Origin of the sequence: Legionella sp. PC997, assembly GCF_014109825.1 — a bacterium.
GTDB lineage: Bacteria > Pseudomonadota > Gammaproteobacteria > Legionellales > Legionellaceae > Legionella.
On record NZ_CP059576.1, the window covers coordinates 1,247,942 to 1,265,807 of the forward strand.

Sequence of the window (17,866 nt, forward strand, 5' to 3'; positions counted from 1 at the left end):
ACAAAATGAGCTCAATTACAAAAACTCCAACACAACAAACTGTTTGATGCTGAAATTGAAGGGTTACAATTGCGCAAAAAAAGAGTAATGATATTATCCTGGGAACCTCTAATACAATGTAAATATTCTCTTATTCATCAGGGATGATGAATGCTTGTAATCCGTGTATAATAGCGGCAATTTATTTTCAGGTTGCTCTATGAATAAACAGGATTTTTACTTTGACTTACCCCCAGAACTCATTGCGCAGTATCCATTGGCTAATCGCAGTGACTCACGTCTTTTAATCTATAACCGACAGAATGGTGAATATGGTCATTATCAGTTTCGTGAAATAGCAGATTTTTTAAATCCTGGCGATTTATTGGTAATGAATGATTCCAAGGTAATACCAGCCAGACTTTATGGCCATAAAACTACAGGTGGAAAAGTAGAGTTATTGGTTGAACGGATTACTAGCGAGTCTACTTTTCTCGCTCACATTAAAGCCAGTAAAGCGTTGAAGGCGGGCTCAATTATCAAGTTAGAGCAGAATAAAGAAATTAAAGTGATCGATCGAGATGATGATTTATTTCTTTGCCAAGCTGATATGGATGTCTTGAATTTATTGAATGGAATAGGACATATTCCATTACCCCCCTATATTACCCGAAATGATGAAATTTTGGATCAGAATCGTTATCAAACCGTTTATGCAAAATATGAAGGATCTGTGGCAGCTCCCACAGCAGGTTTACATTTTGATGAACACGTATTATCAAGCATACGTTCAAGAGGAGTTAGTGTAGCCTATCTTACGTTACATGTAGGAGCAGGAACATTTAGACCGGTTCGATGTGATAATATCAAAGATCATAAAATGCATAGTGAGCACTTTACAATAAGTGCTGAATTGTGTGAGGCAGTACACCTCACGAAGGCTGCGGGAAATCGTGTAATTGCAGTAGGGACAACCGCTTTGCGTAGTCTTGAGAGTGCTGCACAAAATGGAACACTGACGCCTTGTAATAAAGACACAGATATCTTTATTTACCCAGGATATGAGTTTAAGATTTGCGATGGATTAATGACTAATTTTCACTTGCCTGAGTCTACTTTATTAATGCTCGTTTCAGCATTTATTGGCCATAAACAAGCAATGATGCTTTACCAGGAAGCAATTGAAAAAAGATACAGGTTTTTTAGTTATGGCGACACCAGTTTATTGCTGTAAATCAGGAGATCAGGAATGTTGGCTGCAATACAAAATTTTATCCCTGTTTTAACTTCAGAGGCCGGTTTGTGCCTCACAATGGCCAATTGGCAAGAGGCAAAGGTTACCGCAGCATCTTATTCCTTAGAAAGTTTGTTGTATAAGCCTGGTCAAAATGTACTTAAAAAAATATCTAATTTAGCGCATTATCTGGCATGTCCAGGGGTTATGATAATCAATGCCGCCTCACTTGTTGCCAATAAAGAAAAAGTTTATGTTCTCAAGTCTCCTTATGATGGTTCTCGAATCAAATTGACCGCTGTGGAACTTATCGAACTGATCAAGCATCTTAAGCCTAACGCAATACTCTTGCCCCAAAATATCATGCGTGATTTTCCACAAATTTGGGATAATTGGAATGAGGATATCATCCCCTTTCTTCATAGTGATGACTTAGAAAAGCATACGGTTATTCTACCCCATGGGGTTTATTTTAAAATTTTGAATGAACCGAATGGTGCAAAATTAGACCAATGGGCCAATATCCCTCGTTATGTAGCGGGCTGTTTTGATTCTGAGTTAATCCAGGGCTTGCTTCAACAGGGGATAGAATTTATTGAGACGGATGAGCCAGCACAAGCAGCTATACAAGGAAGAGTATACAGCCACACTGGTACTTTAGACCTAATGGATTCAAAAGCAGCAATGGACTTTGAAATGATCGATGCAGACTGTGTTTGTCCTACATGCTCGCAACAATTTACCCGGGCTTATTTACACCATCTGTTGCATCATACTCCTTTATTATGTCAGCGATTTTTGATCCAACATAATGTGTTTTATGTGCAAAATTTATGATTCAAGTTGTTGACCTCTAACCCGTCACTTTAACCCTCACTGCCTTAAAGATGTATTTTCATGAAAAGGGGAGGGGGAGCTATGTTCTCTGCTTCCTTTTGGAGAGAAAGTGTCTGTAAGCGGATGAGAGGGGTATCTAATAATGTTTGACAGTTTTTTCCATACCCGATAGCATTACGGACAATTTGATGGCGCGGGGTGTCGTTATTAACGACTGAGAAATACCCGTTGAACTTGATCTGGTTCATACCAGCGTAAGAACGCCTTAAATCTGTATTATTTAAGCCAGTTAATTTCAGAGTACTTTGTATCCAAATGATGGGGGCTCTGTTAAGTTTTACGACTCGCGGAATGCAGATTCTTTCTTCTATTAAGTCTTAGCGCGATACCTCTAGCCATCCTATTTTATTTATTAATACAAGGAGCTATGGCATGAGCGCGTTATCTACGAGAACTACCTTACTACTTAATTGGTATGCAAACCCTTATCATACCCCCATCTTTGTTGCCCATGCGTTAGGTTATTATCAACAGGAGGGTATTAAGCTGGCGATTTTAGAGCCAAGCGATCCTAGCGATGTGACCGAAATTGTGGGAATGGGGCATGTTGATTTTGGGGTCAAAGCTATGATTCATACCTTAGCTGCTCGTGCAAAAGGCTATGCTGTTACCTCAATTGGTACATTATTGGATGAACCTCCTACTGGACTCATTGCCCTTAAATCCAGTGGCATTCAATCTTTTCAGGATATTGTTGGTAAACGAGTTGGTTATATTGGTGAGTTTGGCAAAATCATTATTGATAATTTGGCAACTTTAGCTGGGATTGATCCTTCAAGTTATGAAACAGTTCGCATCGGCATGAATGTTACTGATGCTATTTGTCGTGACCTCATAGATACAGGAATTGGTTTTATTAATTTTCAGAAAGTTGAGTTAGAACATTTACGAGGTGAAACGGTATTTCTGCGTATCGATCAGCTTGCCGGATTAGGCTGTTGTTGTTTTTGCTCCATTCAATTTATTGTGCCAGAACGCATGTTAAAAAAGCCAGAACTTCTTAAAGGATTTCTCAATGCCACCCAACGTGGTGCGGCCTTTACCACCGAAAATCCCGACGAAGCCTATGAACTTTTATGTAGGGCAAAGCCTCAATTAAGAACTCCTATGTACCATACAATTTTCATCCGTAGTTTACCTTTTTTCTCGCGCACGCTTTTAAATGTGGAGCGTGATTGGAATAAGGTAGAGCGGTTCGGCAAGCATTTGGGAATTATCAATGAATCTTTTGCAGTTAATTCTTGTTATACAAATGAGTTCCTTCCTAAAACTCCTCATTCTGACCTAGAACCCATTGCATGTTGTGTTAGTGAATGAAATTAAGGATGCAGCCTATGTGCGGCTGCACTCAGGCTGTAATATTGAAAAGTGATTCATTAAATGAAAAACGTTGCTGTTGTTGGTGCTGGAGTTATGGGATGTTTATTAGCTTTACGTTTAAAAAACGAAGGCTGGCAAGTGACATTATTCGAGGCAGAAGGATTTTTTAATAATTGCAGTAATGCAGCAGCAGGACTTTTGTCACCCATGTCTGAACTCGATAAGGCGGACCAAATGATTTTTAATTTGGGTATGGAGTCAGTTGACGTTTTATGGGAGTCCATTCTAAACCAGTTAGAGGTGCCCGTATATTTTTGCCAAAAAGGATCTCTTGTAGTGCATCATCCCCAAGATAAAGCAGAATGGCAGCAATTTAGTTCCAGAATTGTAAATAAATTAAGCGATTCCTGTTATCAGTTGCTCCCTCAAAATGAACTAAGTCAACTGGAACCAGAACTGAATCATTTAAAAATGGCTTATTATTTTCCCAAAGAAGCACAACTTGATAATCAGACCTTGTTGCAGGAACTTAAAAAACATCTTTGTCAGTGCGGTGTTATCTGGCGAGATTATAGTTTTGTTTCTTGGGTGCATCCAGGCAAGATAGAAACAGGAGGAGCGCTTTATCCATTTGATTTTGTTTTTGATTGCAGAGGACTTGGAGCCAAAAGTACTTTTCCAAATTTACGTGGGCTTCGTGGTGAACTTCTTTGGCTGTATGCACCGGATGTTCAATTAAACAGGCCGATACGTCTTTTGCATCCACGATATAATATTTATATTGCACCTCGTCCTAACTCTTATTACCTTATCGGCGCCAGCGAATTAGAAACAGAAGACTTCAGTCCTATTTCAGTGCGTACAACACTTGAATTATTAACTGCTGCCTACTACGTGCACAGAGGTTTTGCTGAAGCACGGATAATTAAGACAGTAACACATTGCCGTCCGACTTTAGTCCACCATCAGCCACGTATAAGATATGCCCAACAATTTATTGCTGTTAATGGACTCTATCGGCATGGATATTTAATTGCTCCGGCATTAGTAGAAGAAATTTTACGTGGACTAAAGAGCAATCAAAAAGACCTTTGTTACCCTGAGCTTTGGGAGGCTTATTCATGATCATTTTTATAAATGATAAATCCTTCACTCTTGATTCATCTTGTACCTTACAGGAACTGCTTGAGCAAATCGAAGGTATTGCTGCGCATGTAGCAATAGCAATAAATAATCAGTTCGTTCCTAAACCTATGTTTTCCAACACTATATTGTGTGAAGGAGACCGTATTGATTTGATTGTTCCGATGCAGGGAGGATAGGGTATGTGGTATTTAGCAGATAAACCGTTAACAAGCCGATTACTTCTAGGTACAGCAGGCTATCCATCACTTGAGGTAATGACCGAGGCTGTTCGAGCTTCTAAAACGAACGTAATTACGGTGTCTTTAAAACGGCAAATGCCTTGTAATATGGGGGGAGATTTATTTTGGCAGACTGTACGTTCTTTGGGTTGCCATATACTGCCTAATACTGCGGGCTGTCGTGACGCACAAACTGCTATTACTACAGCTGAAATGGCACGTGAATTATTTCAAACTTCCTGGATTAAATTGGAAGTAATAGGAGATGATTACAGTTTACAACCCGAGCCTTTTGAATTGCTGCATGCGGCTACTGAATTAGTGAAACGAGGATTTGAAGTATTCCCTTATTGTACGGAGGATTTAGTTTTATGTCAGCGATTAGTTGATTGCGGATGTAGGATTTTGATGCCTTGGGCCGCTCCTATAGGTTCTGGAAAAGGCTTGCTAAACCCCTTTGCATTGGAGACCTTACGCCAACGATTATCTGATATTACTCTGATTGTCGATGCAGGAATCGGGAAACCTTCTCATGCCACACGGATTCTGGAATTAGGTTTTGATGCAGTCTTATTAAATAGCGCGGTGGCCTCATCGATTCATCCAGTAACCATGGCTGAAGCTTTTTCACATGCAGTCATCGCAGGACGTTCTGCTTTTGAAGCAGGCCTTATGCCTGAACGAATTACGGCACAATCGTGTACCCCTTTAATCGATACGCCATTTTGGCATCAGGAGACCGCATTATGAGCGTTGTGTGGTGCAACACGGATAATGAAGCAGATAAAAAAACTTTTCGCGGCTTGGGTCTGTTGCCAACACAGCGATTTCAAATCGAGAATCGGCCTGCTGCCATCAAAATTGAAGAGAGATTTTCTACCGAGGACCTGCAAATTCTCAATCATTATACCGGCCCAGTAGTTTGGGATTTTAACTTATCATTACGGAAGGATGGTGAGGAGAAAAGGGGTACTGTAAGATTTTCTTTTGCCGATGTTTTGGTGCTGAATACACGTGAAGCTGAAGTCATTTTAAATGGCCAAGTAGACACGCACCAAGCCATGCAAGAGGCGGCACATAAACTGCTAGCTTTTGGCGCTAAAAGTGTATTTCTCTTAGGATCGACTATGCAGAAATCCTCACGTCAGCATGATTATTGGACCAATGGAACCACTTCTTTTTGGCTCACTCAAAATCGTGTTTCTGATTCAAAATATCCAGAACTTCGTTCGATTCTCTCCGCGGCAATTACTGGTGCACTGGCTCTTGGCCATTTACTTGAAGATGCATTAATCATTGCAAAAATGTATGTTCATCAGGCAGTACGTCGAGGACAAAATAATGTTTATTATGGAGCTTTTCCAGAAGATGAAGCAGATTTACCTTATCTTGCTTCCGAACCATTATACGATCCACCGCAACCATTTAAGCCATGTCATCGTTTAGGTCTTTATCCAGTGGTTGATCGGTTTTCTTGGGTAGAACGGCTTTTGAATCTTGGAGTCAAAACCATTCAATTACGGGTTAAAGAACAAACTAAAAGCCTAGAAGAAGAAATGCGGCGAAGTATCGCCCTGGCTAAAAAGTATCAGGCAACTCTATTTATAAATGATTACTGGGAAATGGCTTTAGAGTTAAATGCTGAAGCAGTGCATTTAGGACAATCCGATTTGGATACTGCAGATCTTGAGGCACTTAGAAAGCAGGGGATTTTGCTGGGAGTGAGTACTCATTGTTACTACGAAGTCGCACGAGCGCATGCACTGCGTCCTTCATATATTGCAATTGGCCCTATTTTTCCAACAACAAGCAAAGTAATGTCTTTTACCGCCCAAGGCATTGAAGGCTTACAACGTTGGACCCGTACCTTACATTATCCTTTAGTCGCTATAGGAGGAATTAATATTGAGCGTATGCCTGCTGTAGTGGCTACCGGTATCCAAGGTGTTGCTCTTATTTCTGCAATTACAGAAGCAGAAGATCCACAACAATCCACCCTAAAGCTTTTAAATTTAATGGAACAATGAGGGCTGAGTATGTCTGTTTCATCCGAGGTACAACGCTATATACAGCAAATAAAATTAGAAGAGATAGGTCTTCAAGGACAAGAAAAACTCCAAAGAGCACGTGTATTATGTGTTGGCGCGGGAGGAATTGGAGCGACGTTACTCCCGTACCTTGCTGGTGCTGGGGTAGGGAATTTAGGCATAATTGATGATGATGTTATTGAGGAAAGTAATTTACATCGGCAAATACTTTACCAAGAAAAAGACATCCACCAACTAAAAGCAGCCACTGCAAAACTGAAATTAGAGGCTTTGAATTCAAATATTAACATCCAATCTTATGACGTTCGTTTAAGTGATGAGAACGCAAAAGGTATCATTTCACAATATGATCTTGTAGCTGACTGCTCGGATAATTTTTATACTCGTTACCTGACTCACGATATTTGCTATCGGTTGCAAAAACCTTACGTTTATGCCAGCGCTTACCAATTTCAAGGTCATTGTTCCTTGTTTTATGGTAAAGAGAACCCATGTTTACACTGTTTATTTCCAGTAATCCCCGATTCAGTTGGAAATTGTCAGACTGGTGGGGTTTTAGGGACTCTTCCTGGTTTGCTCGGGATCATGCAAGCGACAGAAATTATTAAATGGATCACCCAAAGTGGTGTTTCTCTATTGAATCGTTTGCTGTGGATAGATTTTCTATCGATGGAGATAAAAAAGATTCATTTGGTAAAAAATAAACAATGTCAGTTCTGTGTTTACGACCAAACAATGGAAAAAAGTGTTTTTTCTCAATGCGTATCCTCCTATGAGATGGAGTCTTTTGCAGTTTCCTCACATGCATTACCCGGCTTTTTACAACAAAATACTGACGCATTATTGCTGGATGTAAGAACAGAGACAGAACACAGAAATTATAATTTAGGAGGACGATTCATTCCCTTGGCTGAGTTGCCAGACCGCCTTGATGAATTAAATCCTCTACAACCCACTCTCGTTTATTGCCAATCAGGTCAAAGAAGTAAGCGAGCTTGGATGCTATTAAGACAGGCTGGCTTTCGCACCATTTACCATTTAGCTAATGGACTAGGTTCTATGACGGACGTAAAACTGGGCTAACTAAAGATTCTACTCGCGTAACTCTATGCTGCCTAAGGCTACACTTTGATAACATTGGAATGGAAGAAAAATTTTTTTTTATGAATAGTCCTTAGATTTGCTCATTTGAATTTCTTTTTAATAGTTCGAGAGAATTATAGTTCAAAATAAAAACCGCTATTGTGAAAAACTGTTTTAATTTCCGCGTTGATTCATTTACCTTAAGACCAATTCCCTATATGATGTCACGCGATTATCAATAGTAGATTAAAGGAGACAATATGAGTTTTTTTATTAGTGATGCTCTAGCTGCAGCGGGGACTACAGCAGCGCCTCAAGCAGATGGAAGCTTTTCGCTCATTATGATCGCCGCTATTTTTGTGTTGTTCTACTTTATGCTTATAAGACCCCAAAACAAAAGAGCAAAAGAACACCGTGATTTAATAAGCCGCTTAAAGAAAGGCGATGAGATTATTACTTCAGGCGGTATATTAGCTAAAGTAGTTAGTCTAGACGAGCAATACATGAAAATCAGCCTTGCTGAAGGTGTAGAGATTAATATACAAAGAGGTGCAGTGAGCACGGTATTGCCCAAAGGCACTTTAAAATCGCTTTAAGAAGGTCAGGACACGGAAATGCAAAATAAATATCCTTTATGGAAAAACCTGCTGCTGATTATTATTGCAGTTGTTGGGTTTATTTACGCTATACCTAATTTGTATACAGAAAATCCTGTAGTACAAATTTCGTCTGAAACACCTGTGGATTATGATGAATTAAAAAACCAGGTAGAAGATATCTTAAAAAAAGGTAATCTACCGTATAAATCACTCATTACTCAAGCTGAGTCAGTTGAAGTTGTGTTCTCATCAACAGATTCACAGTTGTTAGCTCGCGATTCAATTAAGAATGCTTTGGGATCTCAATACACTGTAGCCTTGAATTTGGCTCCATCCACACCAAGATGGTTAGACTCTATTCGTGCAGCCCCAATGAAACAAGGTCTTGACTTACGAGGAGGAGTACACTTCCTGTTAGAGGTTGATGTGGAAAGTGTGATAAGCCGCCGTTATGAAGGAGTAATGAAAAACATTAGTCAAGAATTGCGAGAGCTTGGAATTCGATATACCGGTATTCGTTATGTAGCAGACAAGGGGATAAATTTACATTTCCGTGATAGTGAGTCAACGAATAATGCCTATTTGGGTTTAAAGGAAAAAATGCCTGATCTCGTTTTTGTTAAAAGTAAAACAGGCAATGAAATTTTAATATCGATTTCACCCGTTGAGTTGAACAATACGCGTCAAAACACCATTGAACAAACAATGAGTATTTTACGAAATCGAGTCAATGAACTAGGAGTTGGTGAAGCGGTAGTACAACAACAAGGGGCAACTCGTGTTGCTGTTGACTTACCTGGAATTCAAGATGCAGCCCGTGCTAAGCAAATTCTTGGTGGAACTGCAACCTTGCAATTTTATATGGTGGATCAGGATAATGATCCGCAAATTGCAAAACAAACTGGAGCCATACCCGTCAATGATAAGTTACTGGTAATGGATGGACATCCTATTCTGTTAAAAAGACAAGTGGTATTGAGTGGCGATTCAATTACCTCAGCAGTTTCCAGTTATGATCAGCAGACGGCTACTCCTGCAGTACAAATACAACTCGGTGGGGGCGGAGAAAGTTTGTTTACCAAAGTAACTCGCGAAAATATTGGTAAACGTATGGCTATTGTCTATGTTGAAACAAAAAATTCCATACAAACTGTAAATGGAGTGGAGAAAAGAGTTACACATAGAGAAGAGCGTGTTATTAGTGCGCCAGTTATTCAAAATGCTTTAGGAAATAATTTCCAGATTACTGGTCTTACGGATAGTAAAGAAGCAAGTAATTTAGCTTTATTGCTTCGAGCAGGGGCGTTGCCTGCTGCGATCTATCCCATAGAAGAACGCACCGTCGGACCAACTTTAGGTAAAGAAAATATCCGTAGAGGTATAATTTCACTACAAGTTGGCATGGGCTTAATCTTAGTATTGATGCTGGTTTATTACCGTTTTTTCGGTCTCATCGCTAATATTGCGCTACTGCTTAACCTAGTTCTACTTTGTGCTTTACTCTCGGTGATTGACGCAACGTTAACGCTTCCAGGTATAGCCGGAATTGTATTAACGGTGGGTATGGCAGTAGATGCGAACGTACTGATTTATGAGCGTATTCGTGAAGAATTACGGCATGGATTATCACCCCAGGCTGCAATTAATGCGGGATATGAGCGTGCATTTTCTACGATTCTTGACGCGAACGTCACCACCTTAATCGTAGCAATCATTTTGTTTGCTGTGGGTACAGGACCTGTACGTGGATTTGCTGTAACGCTTTCTTTAGGATTGTTGACCTCCATGTTAACGGGTATCACTTACACCCGAGGGATTGTAAATTGGTACTATGGTGGTCGGGCTGTTAAGAAATTATCTATTGGTATTTAAGGCGAGGCTCAGATGGAATTTTTTAATCCAAATTCAAATGTGGACTTTATGGGTGCTCGTCGTTGGACGGCGATATTCTCCATATTGATCTTTGTGCTTTCTATAGGTGCTTTAGCGATTCATGGTTTGAAGTGGGGACTTGATTTTACAGGTGGAACTCAAATAGAGGTTTCTTATTCCTCAGCTGCAGATCTACCTTCAATTAGGGAAAGCTTGAGTAAGGCAGGATTTAAGGAAGCTCAGGTTGTGAGTTACGGTACTTCTAAAGATGTATTAATTAGTATTGCTCCTCGAGAAGATAAAGAACAAGCACGCTTGGTTGAGCAGGTCATGAGTGCTCTGCCGGGTGCTTCAAAACAAAGAGTCGATTTTGTTGGGCCACAAGTCGGACAGGAACTCGCGACAAAAGGAGCCCTAGCTGTTGTTGTTTCTTTGTTAGCAACGATGATTTACATTGCCATGCGGTTTGAATACCGTTTGGCAGTGAGTTCTGCTGTCGCCTTAGTTCATGACCCTGTGCTGATATTGGGTATCTTTGCTTTTTTTGGTATTGAATTTGATCTGAAAGCGTTAGCGGGCTTGTTGGCAGTCATCGGTTACTCGTTAAATGATACTATTGTAGTTTTTGATAGGGTGCGTGAAAATTTTGTCAAAATTCGTCGTTCCAGTTCAATCGAAATTATGAATATTTCGATTAATCAAACTTTATCACGTACCATCATGACATCCATGCTGACGCTTTTTGTGGTGGTTGCTCTGTTTATTTATGGAGGAGAAGCTATTCATGGATTCTCCCTGGCATTGATCATTGGTATTGTAATCGGTACGTACTCTTCGATCTATGTAGCAGGCGCTTTAGCAGTAGCAATGGGCCTTGATCGAAAAGATTTTATGCCCAGTCAGCGCAAAGAAGTGGATAATCGTCCTTAATAAGAAACCTGGGTAAACGGAGCATAACCCAGGAGCTCGGAAATGCAAGGTATTGCATCGCAATAGAATGCATTTCTGAGTTTTCTCTTAATTTTCTAGAATCTCAATAAATTAAATGCAACAACTTATACGAGGGAGAAGGATCCTCCTATCTCTTCTGCTTCCTCTATTTTTTGAATTTCTTTTGTATCTTTTTCTTGCTCGACATTGGTGGGTTCGGATGCTTGTGTAGAGCGGCTTGCAAGTTGTTTCTTTAACTCTTCAATTACTTCAGGAGGAATTTGCATGGGAGTTTGACTGTCTTTTATCTCTTCTCCTTCAATACGTATCTCGCCTTCTTCTGTTATTTCCACAATTTTTTTTGTACACCCTTCAGGTAGAGCATTTTCAGCAACCCATTGAATAGGAATGCCCGCCATGATTGTAGCCCCATCCACAATGCGAATCCCATCAATGGGGGCAAGCTCAGGGGTTTTACTGTAGTGACGACTTATGAGGGAGCAAATAGACCAAAGTAAATTATATGCTGCATCAAATGGAAAACCTACTCCTATCCCTACACCTTGTCCTAGATATCCAGCTGCGGTTCCCATAAGATGCGCTAAACTGATTGTACAAAAAGATGTAAAAAGTTTGGTGGCAATCACGGGGGCAAAGAGGGCGACACCGGTAGCTCCTGCAGGACTGAAAATCAATAAGGTGCTTCCAACCAGTGCGGTTAATTTAACCCGAGGAGATATGGCCGTGGTCGAGTTAGTCGCTCCTTCTGCTAGTACGACACCTACAGTAGCTCCTACATAAGCAAAAGCAGCACCAAATAATGGTTGCGTGATTGAAATGACGGGAAATTTTTTGATTTGCTCTGGAACTTCTTTTTTATGGCACATTTCGCCTAAATAATCTGCAAACTGTTTCCACTCCCTCTCACTAAATGGCTTGAGTCCTTCTTTTTCGAGGAATACATTAGCATGTTCTAGAGCATGGGGCGTTTTTATAAGTCGCTCTGCAGTTAAATAGCATGTTTCTTTATCTTCCTCATCCAGGAAGTTTTCGTCTGTAACTCCTAAATTATTCTCAATAATGCGGTATAAGGCAGAGTTACGTTTTGAACTTCCGATTTGTGATTGTACATAAAGACTGGCAGCAATCATAAATCGGGCGGCAATGATATATACTTGCCGTTGTGCTGGGGTTTTGATGTCCTGTTCGCGAAGCAAATGTATTTTAAGAACAGCGTTTACTTTTTCTAAGAATGAAACCTGTTTATTTCTACTGAGAACATCTGTTCCGCCGAAAAAAATAGGTGTTCCTATCATGGAAGGTTTTTCATTCAAATCAACATGTTTCTCTTCTTCATAGGTTTTTCGAAGGCGGTTAAATTTTTCAATACGTCCCGGTGTAAGAATAAAGTGCATGATATCCCCCGTCCATTGGCATTCTTGGTATTTGATATACGTGTATAATTCCTTTTGTATATTTTATCTTACTTCGTAATTGTATAAATGCAATGTTATTTGATTATTTTTTACTAAATTGCTTCAATATATTGAAAGTTTATATTTTATTTAGTGATTAAGCTTTTGAAATGATGCATTTTTTCAGGATTGTGATACTTTTAACTAAATGACTATCGTTTGGTGGATGTGCTGGGTATGTAGGTCGTTTAACTTATGTGTAAGTTATGCGCTGCCTTGTTGCCTGGGCTGTATCTTTTACAGGAACAGATAAGGTGATTGAATTGATAAATGATATAAAAAAAGTGAGTGTCATGGAAAGGCTGAAACATTTATTTCTGCTTCTTCGTGTGTCCCACTGGGCCAAAGCTGTCTTTGTGATGCTGGGATTTTGTTATACACCCACTCCTGGATATTTTATACCTGCTTTACTCGCTTCTTTAGCTTTTTGCTTGATTTCAAGTGCCATATACATTTATAACGACATCGAAGATAAAACCGAAGACAGTTTACATCCCCACAAACGACATAGGCCAATAGCAAGTGGAAGCGTTTCTATTTCCGAAGCAATTTTTATGTTGTTTTTATTGCTCCTCACTGGACTTACTTTAGGTTGGTTAATCTCTAAAAAACTGGCAATTATACTTTGCATTTATTTAGTAATTAATGTGGCCTATAACCATCTTTTTAAATTGATTCCAATTGTCGATGTGCTCTGTATTGCTGCAGGGTTTATGCTACGCGTATTGGCAGGGACGGTGGGTATCGGCTTACCCATTTCTATTTGGTTAATTGTTACTGCAACATTGCTTAGCCTCTTTATTGCTTTAAACAAACGACAAATGGAAATGCAATTAGGCCTTAAGCATGCTACACGTAAGGTATTGAAAAAATATAATCCTGTAGTGCTTCACTGGCTAATTCTTGTAATTGGTTTTGCCAGTTTCATTACTTACGTTTTTTATATTATTTATGCTCGAGATGAGTCGTTTTATTTTATGCTAACTGTTCCATTTGCAGCAATTGCATTGTGGCGTTTTGCCTGGCTGGCTACGCAGAACATTGAAAATGATGACCCTGTTATAGTTTTTTTAAGTGATCGATTATCACGAATCAATCTTTGGTGTTTTGTAGTTTTAACGTTTATGGCTTTGGCTCAATGAAATCTGGGGTGCGTTGGTATGACAGCATTCTAATTGTTTTATTCATTTATTTATTTATTCTACAGATTCAAGCAATTTGGCCATTTACTATCGATGATATGTATATTTCTTTGCGCTATGCCAAGCATTGGGCTGCAGGAGAGGGCATATTATGGAATGTGAATACTTCCCCAGTAGAAGGGTATTCTAACTTTAGCTTTGTCGCTTTAGGGGCTTTAACACTCCTATTAAAAGGTAACCCCGTAATTGTTTTGAAAATGGCTGGACTGTTAGGGCTATTGTTTACCTGTTTCTTCATTTATTTAATTACCAGACTTTGGCTTTCCACACGAGAATCACTTCTACCCTGTATGGGTTTATTATTTTATAAAGGACAGATTATATGGGCAACGAGTGGCTTGGAAACTGCGGTATATGAGTCATTTATATGCGGAGCCGTGTATTGTTGTTTGAGAGGATTGGGATATAACCCTTTTCCTAATGCACGTGCAGCCATAAGAATAGTCTATTTTGTAAACGCTGGAATTTTGCTTGCTCTGGCGGGAATGACAAGACCTGAAGCACCTGCATTTATGTTTTTGTTTTTCCTGCTGATGTGTTGGGATAGGCCTAAAGAAAAAATAGGACAATACGGGTATGGCGTTTTACTATTTTGCCTCACTCTCATATTGTTTTATGGGCCTTATTTTCTTTGGCGTCTTATTTATTTTGGATATTTTTTTCCCAACTCAATCTATTGTAAAGGATTATCGCAGTCTTTCCCTTTTTCCTTGGATATTCATTATATCAAATTAATTTGGCCCTTAGCTCTGTTGTCTTTACCTGCTTGCATCAAGTCTCAGGATAAACGGCATTATTTTTTGTGGTTACCCAGTCTTGTTTATTTAATTATGTTAGCAAAAGCCGATCCTGTAGTGGCATTTGATAATCGACTCTTTTTACCTGCATTTGTCCTAATTCTTCCTCTGGTCGTACAAGGTATCCGTAGTATAGTTTTTGCATTGAGACAAAAAGAAGATTTCATTTTTGCATTGCTTTTTTATTTAAGTTTTTTTGTGGTTTTGTTTTTATTTGTGCCAGCCATGAGTTTGGCAGATTACCAGTATTTTAGCCAAAATCCAGTTAAAGGAGAACAATTACGTGGCAAGGTAGTAGAGTGGTTAAATAATTATGCATCTCCCAACGATTGGGTGGTTTTAGCGGATAGCGGATTGATTCCTTATGCTAGCCCATTAAATTTTATTGACTCATATTGTTTAAACAATGTAACAATGGCTCATTTTCCAGCGGAACACATGTATGAGGAGTTTTGTAAGGAAGTTCTGCATAAAAAACCCGCATTTATCATTTTAACTTCGCTTATTGAACAAGGAAGAGTAATATATACCCCCAGCGATGTTTGTTTAAAAAAAGCTTTGAGTAACAATCACGACTATAAATTAAGTAAAGCTTATAAGACCGATAATCGTGATTCAATTTATCGCTATGAAATATATGAAAATTCCTCTTTGTTTTCACTTGAAAAGAAATAGATGTGGAATTAATGAATACCTTAGTGCGAAGTGATTTTTGATGAGTTACATATCAACATAGTGTACTATCTTACGATAATAAGAAAATAAAATGAGTGAAGGATGATTCTTGTATGATACACAAAATGCCAATATTTCTGCAAAAACTGCATAAAAAATTACCAGTTTTTCTTTGTGATATTCTTGCTATTCCAGTAGCATGGTTTACAGCATATTGGTTGCGTTATAACATGCACCCTTCTCCTAAAACATTTACTTCGACACATTTCATTATTGCCTTAACTCTTTTAACTACGATTCAAGTTTCTTGTTACTTTTATTTTAAAACATATCGTGGTTTGTGGCGCTTTTTTTCATTGAACGATGTAATGCGAATTTTGAAGACTACTCTTTCTGCTACTGTGTTGGCGATCCCTGTTTTATATGTAGCTTCGATAGTTCAGGAAGTTCCTCGCTCTGTATTTCCTTTATATTGTCTGATTTTAACTACTATTCTTTGTAGTTTTAGAATATTGAGAAGAATCTATTGGGATAAACGAGCCAAATGGAATAAAGCAACTGAAATGAAAAGGGTTCTTATTATCGGGGCGGGGATGGCTGGTGAAGGACTTGGTCGTGATTTAAAACGTTCCAATCAGTACCTGCCAGTAGGTTTTATTGATGATAATTTAGCAAAACGTGGTTTAGAAGTTCATGGCATACCGGTTTTGGGAACAACGAGCCAAATTGCCGAGCGAGTAAAAGAGTATGATATTGATTTGATTTTTATTGCTATTCCATCAGCAAGTTCTTCATTGATGCGCCGTATTGTGACCTGCTGTGAGGAAAGCCAGACTCCGTTCAGTACCCTACCAGGTCTCAATGCTTTAGCGGCTGGACGAGTGGAAGTGAATGCATTAAGGCCAGTTAATATCGAAGATCTATTAGGTAGAGATCAGGTAAACTTACAATGGGACCGATTAACAGCGGGTATTGCTGGAAAACGAGTATTGGTTACTGGAGGGGGAGGATCAATTGGTTCAGAGCTGTGCCGGCAAATTTTAGCCCTTAAACCTAAGAGTTTGGCCATAGTCGAAAACAGCGAATTTAATTTATATCAAATTGAACTTGAACTGCGACAAACTTTCCCAGATATTCCTTTAGAACTTAAATTGATCAGTGTTACAGATGAAGTAGCAATTAATCATCTCTTTGCTGATTTTTTACCGGAAATAGTGTTTCATGCTGCAGCATACAAGCATGTTCCACTTTTACAGGATCAAATACGTGTTGCGGTAATAAATAACGTACTTGGAACCCAGATTGTTGCAAAGGCTAGTATTACTGTTGGGGTTGGAAAGTTTATTTTGATTTCTACGGATAAGGCAGTAAATCCTACCAACATTATGGGAACTACCAAACGCGTTGCTGAGATTTATTGTCAGAATCTGAATGGGAGGGTTAACACTCAATTCATTACAGTCCGTTTTGGAAATGTTTTGGGTTCAGCGGGAAGTGTTGTTCCCCTATTTCAAAAGCAATTGCAAAGTGGTGGTCCTATAAAAGTAACCCATCCTGATATGCAACGATATTTTATGACTATCCCTGAAGCATGTCAGTTGATTTTGCAGGCTATGGTCAATGGAAGCGGGGGAGAAATTTTCGTTCTGGATATGGGAGAGCCTGTTAAAATCAGCTATTTGGCAGAACAAATGATTCGCTTAGCAGGAAAAGAGCCTGGAAAGGACATTATGATTGAATACACCGGATTACGTCCCGGAGAGAAATTATTTGAAGAGTTGTTCCATGAGTCCGAACAATTGGCTTCGACAGAACACGAAAAATTGTTTAAGGCAAAATTCCGTGAACTTAATTGGGACGAGTTAATTCAAACAATGCGTTTACTAAATACCGCTTGCCAGGAAAATCAAACCGATGAATTGTTTATTTTATTAAAGAGCTTGGTTCCTGAGTTAAATACCAATAGTGTTGTCTCAGCAACTTAATTGGTTTATGAGTCTTTTTATGCTCCTGATTTATGAGGAAGAGTTTTTAAAATGATTATATCGTTCGATGATTTTGCTAAAGTTGAATTGCGCTCAGGTACCGTGGTTAAAGTGGAAGAATTTCCTCGTGCAAAGAAGCCAGCCTATAAAGTATGGGTGGATTTCGGCAAAGATATAGGCGTATTACAAACCTCAGCACAAGTTACTGCACATTATACCCCGGAAACTTTATTGGGGCGCTCCGTAGTTGGATGTGTCAACTTGGGTGAAAAAAATATTGCCGGCTTCACTTCCCAATTTTTGCTGGTTGGATTTTCTGATGAGAATGGGGCGATATGCCTTATCACCACCGAACCTAAAGTACCTAATGGACAAAAGTTACATTAATTTTTTAAGTGCTCAGAGG

At 39.2% G+C, this 17,866-nt stretch carries 16 protein-coding genes and 1 riboswitch; of the genes, 15 read left to right on the forward strand and 1 reads right to left on the reverse strand.

Annotated elements, in window-relative coordinates:
- The first annotated feature begins 199 nt into the window (after positions 1-199).
- From queA to secF, 11 genes are all read left to right on the forward strand, one after another.
- Complete coding sequence (queA, locus tag HBNCFIEN_RS05205) at positions 200-1,213, forward strand: tRNA preQ1(34) S-adenosylmethionine ribosyltransferase-isomerase QueA (RefSeq protein ID WP_182393016.1); 1,014 nt, start codon at positions 200-202, stop codon at positions 1,211-1,213.
- Between the two features lie 15 nt (positions 1,214-1,228).
- Complete coding sequence (locus HBNCFIEN_RS05210; RefSeq protein WP_182393017.1) at positions 1,229-2,050, forward strand: tRNA-guanine transglycosylase; 822 nt, start codon at positions 1,229-1,231, stop codon at positions 2,048-2,050.
- A 184-nt stretch (positions 2,051-2,234) separates the two neighbouring features.
- Positions 2,235-2,328, forward strand: a riboswitch (TPP riboswitch).
- Positions 2,329-2,482: 154 nt separating this feature from the next.
- On the forward strand, positions 2,483-3,427 hold the full coding sequence (locus HBNCFIEN_RS05215) for an ABC transporter substrate-binding protein (protein ID WP_182393018.1): 945 nt from the start codon (positions 2,483-2,485) through the stop codon (positions 3,425-3,427).
- A 63-nt stretch (positions 3,428-3,490) separates the two neighbouring features.
- The gene (locus tag HBNCFIEN_RS05220; protein ID WP_182393019.1) at positions 3,491-4,555 is read left to right on the forward strand and encodes an FAD-dependent oxidoreductase; all 1,065 of its coding nucleotides are present in this window, start codon (positions 3,491-3,493) and stop codon (positions 4,553-4,555) included.
- A complete protein-coding gene (thiS, locus tag HBNCFIEN_RS05225) occupies positions 4,552-4,752 on the forward strand; it encodes a sulfur carrier protein ThiS (RefSeq protein WP_182393020.1) in 201 nt (66 codons plus the stop codon). Before HBNCFIEN_RS05220 ends, thiS begins: the two co-directional genes overlap by 4 nt.
- Positions 4,753-4,755: 3 nt before the next feature.
- The gene (locus tag HBNCFIEN_RS05230; RefSeq protein ID WP_182393021.1) at positions 4,756-5,544 is read left to right on the forward strand and encodes a thiazole synthase; all 789 of its coding nucleotides are present in this window, start codon (positions 4,756-4,758) and stop codon (positions 5,542-5,544) included.
- The gene (thiE, locus tag HBNCFIEN_RS05235) at positions 5,541-6,821 is read left to right on the forward strand and encodes a thiamine phosphate synthase (protein WP_182393022.1); all 1,281 of its coding nucleotides are present in this window, start codon (positions 5,541-5,543) and stop codon (positions 6,819-6,821) included. The genes HBNCFIEN_RS05230 and thiE overlap by 4 nt, the downstream gene beginning before the upstream one ends.
- A gap of 9 nt (positions 6,822-6,830) precedes the next feature.
- Complete coding sequence (locus HBNCFIEN_RS05240; protein WP_182393023.1) at positions 6,831-7,925, forward strand: HesA/MoeB/ThiF family protein; 1,095 nt, start codon at positions 6,831-6,833, stop codon at positions 7,923-7,925.
- 260 nt (positions 7,926-8,185) lie between these two features.
- Positions 8,186-8,521, forward strand: a complete 336-nt coding sequence (yajC, locus tag HBNCFIEN_RS05245) for a preprotein translocase subunit YajC (protein ID WP_182393024.1) — start codon at positions 8,186-8,188, stop codon at positions 8,519-8,521.
- A gap of 18 nt (positions 8,522-8,539) precedes the next feature.
- Positions 8,540-10,396, forward strand: a complete 1,857-nt coding sequence (gene secD, locus HBNCFIEN_RS05250) for a protein translocase subunit SecD (RefSeq protein WP_182393025.1) — start codon at positions 8,540-8,542, stop codon at positions 10,394-10,396.
- 12 nt (positions 10,397-10,408) lie between these two features.
- Positions 10,409-11,326, forward strand: coding sequence for a protein translocase subunit SecF (gene secF, locus HBNCFIEN_RS05255; RefSeq protein WP_182393026.1), 918 nt, complete (start codon positions 10,409-10,411; stop codon positions 11,324-11,326).
- A 125-nt stretch (positions 11,327-11,451) separates the two neighbouring features.
- On the opposite strand, the gene HBNCFIEN_RS05260 is transcribed toward secF, so the two are convergent.
- Positions 11,452-12,741, reverse strand: coding sequence for a hypothetical protein (locus tag HBNCFIEN_RS05260; RefSeq protein WP_182393027.1), 1,290 nt, complete (start codon positions 12,739-12,741; stop codon positions 11,452-11,454).
- Positions 12,742-13,055: 314 nt separating this feature from the next.
- Here HBNCFIEN_RS05260 and HBNCFIEN_RS05265 point away from each other — a divergent pair, with 314 nt between their 5' ends.
- The 4 genes from HBNCFIEN_RS05265 (at position 13,056) to HBNCFIEN_RS05280 (ending at position 17,847) form a co-directional block, all read left to right on the forward strand.
- On the forward strand, positions 13,056-13,943 hold the full coding sequence (locus HBNCFIEN_RS05265; protein ID WP_182393616.1) for a decaprenyl-phosphate phosphoribosyltransferase: 888 nt from the start codon (positions 13,056-13,058) through the stop codon (positions 13,941-13,943).
- Complete coding sequence (locus tag HBNCFIEN_RS05270) at positions 13,940-15,475, forward strand: protein LphB (protein ID WP_182393028.1); 1,536 nt, start codon at positions 13,940-13,942, stop codon at positions 15,473-15,475. Before HBNCFIEN_RS05265 ends, HBNCFIEN_RS05270 begins: the two co-directional genes overlap by 4 nt.
- Before the next feature lie 113 nt (positions 15,476-15,588).
- Positions 15,589-17,460 (forward strand): nucleoside-diphosphate sugar epimerase/dehydratase, encoded by a 1,872-nt coding sequence (locus HBNCFIEN_RS05275; RefSeq protein ID WP_182393029.1) that lies wholly within the window; start codon positions 15,589-15,591, stop codon positions 17,458-17,460.
- Between the two features lie 51 nt (positions 17,461-17,511).
- Complete coding sequence (locus HBNCFIEN_RS05280; RefSeq protein WP_182393030.1) at positions 17,512-17,847, forward strand: tRNA-binding protein; 336 nt, start codon at positions 17,512-17,514, stop codon at positions 17,845-17,847.
- The last annotated feature ends 19 nt before the right edge of the window (positions 17,848-17,866 follow it).

Coding starts and splice junctions, on each gene's coding strand:
- queA (WP_182393016.1), top strand. CDS start 200: ATGAATAAACAGGATTTTTACTTTGACTTACCCCCAGAACTCATTGCG.
- HBNCFIEN_RS05210 (WP_182393017.1), top strand. CDS start 1,229: ATGTTGGCTGCAATACAAAATTTTATCCCTGTTTTAACTTCAGAGGCC.
- HBNCFIEN_RS05215 (WP_182393018.1), top strand. CDS start 2,483: ATGAGCGCGTTATCTACGAGAACTACCTTACTACTTAATTGGTATGCA.
- HBNCFIEN_RS05220 (WP_182393019.1), top strand. CDS start 3,491: ATGAAAAACGTTGCTGTTGTTGGTGCTGGAGTTATGGGATGTTTATTA.
- thiS (WP_182393020.1), top strand. CDS start 4,552: ATGATCATTTTTATAAATGATAAATCCTTCACTCTTGATTCATCTTGT.
- HBNCFIEN_RS05230 (WP_182393021.1), top strand. CDS start 4,756: ATGTGGTATTTAGCAGATAAACCGTTAACAAGCCGATTACTTCTAGGT.
- thiE (WP_182393022.1), top strand. CDS start 5,541: ATGAGCGTTGTGTGGTGCAACACGGATAATGAAGCAGATAAAAAAACT.
- HBNCFIEN_RS05240 (WP_182393023.1), top strand. CDS start 6,831: ATGTCTGTTTCATCCGAGGTACAACGCTATATACAGCAAATAAAATTA.
- yajC (WP_182393024.1), top strand. CDS start 8,186: ATGAGTTTTTTTATTAGTGATGCTCTAGCTGCAGCGGGGACTACAGCA.
- secD (WP_182393025.1), top strand. CDS start 8,540: ATGCAAAATAAATATCCTTTATGGAAAAACCTGCTGCTGATTATTATT.
- secF (WP_182393026.1), top strand. CDS start 10,409: ATGGAATTTTTTAATCCAAATTCAAATGTGGACTTTATGGGTGCTCGT.
- HBNCFIEN_RS05260 (WP_182393027.1), bottom strand. CDS start 12,741: ATGCACTTTATTCTTACACCGGGACGTATTGAAAAATTTAACCGCCTT.
- HBNCFIEN_RS05270 (WP_182393028.1), top strand. CDS start 13,940: ATGAAATCTGGGGTGCGTTGGTATGACAGCATTCTAATTGTTTTATTC.
- HBNCFIEN_RS05275 (WP_182393029.1), top strand. CDS start 15,589: ATGATACACAAAATGCCAATATTTCTGCAAAAACTGCATAAAAAATTA.
- HBNCFIEN_RS05280 (WP_182393030.1), top strand. CDS start 17,512: ATGATTATATCGTTCGATGATTTTGCTAAAGTTGAATTGCGCTCAGGT.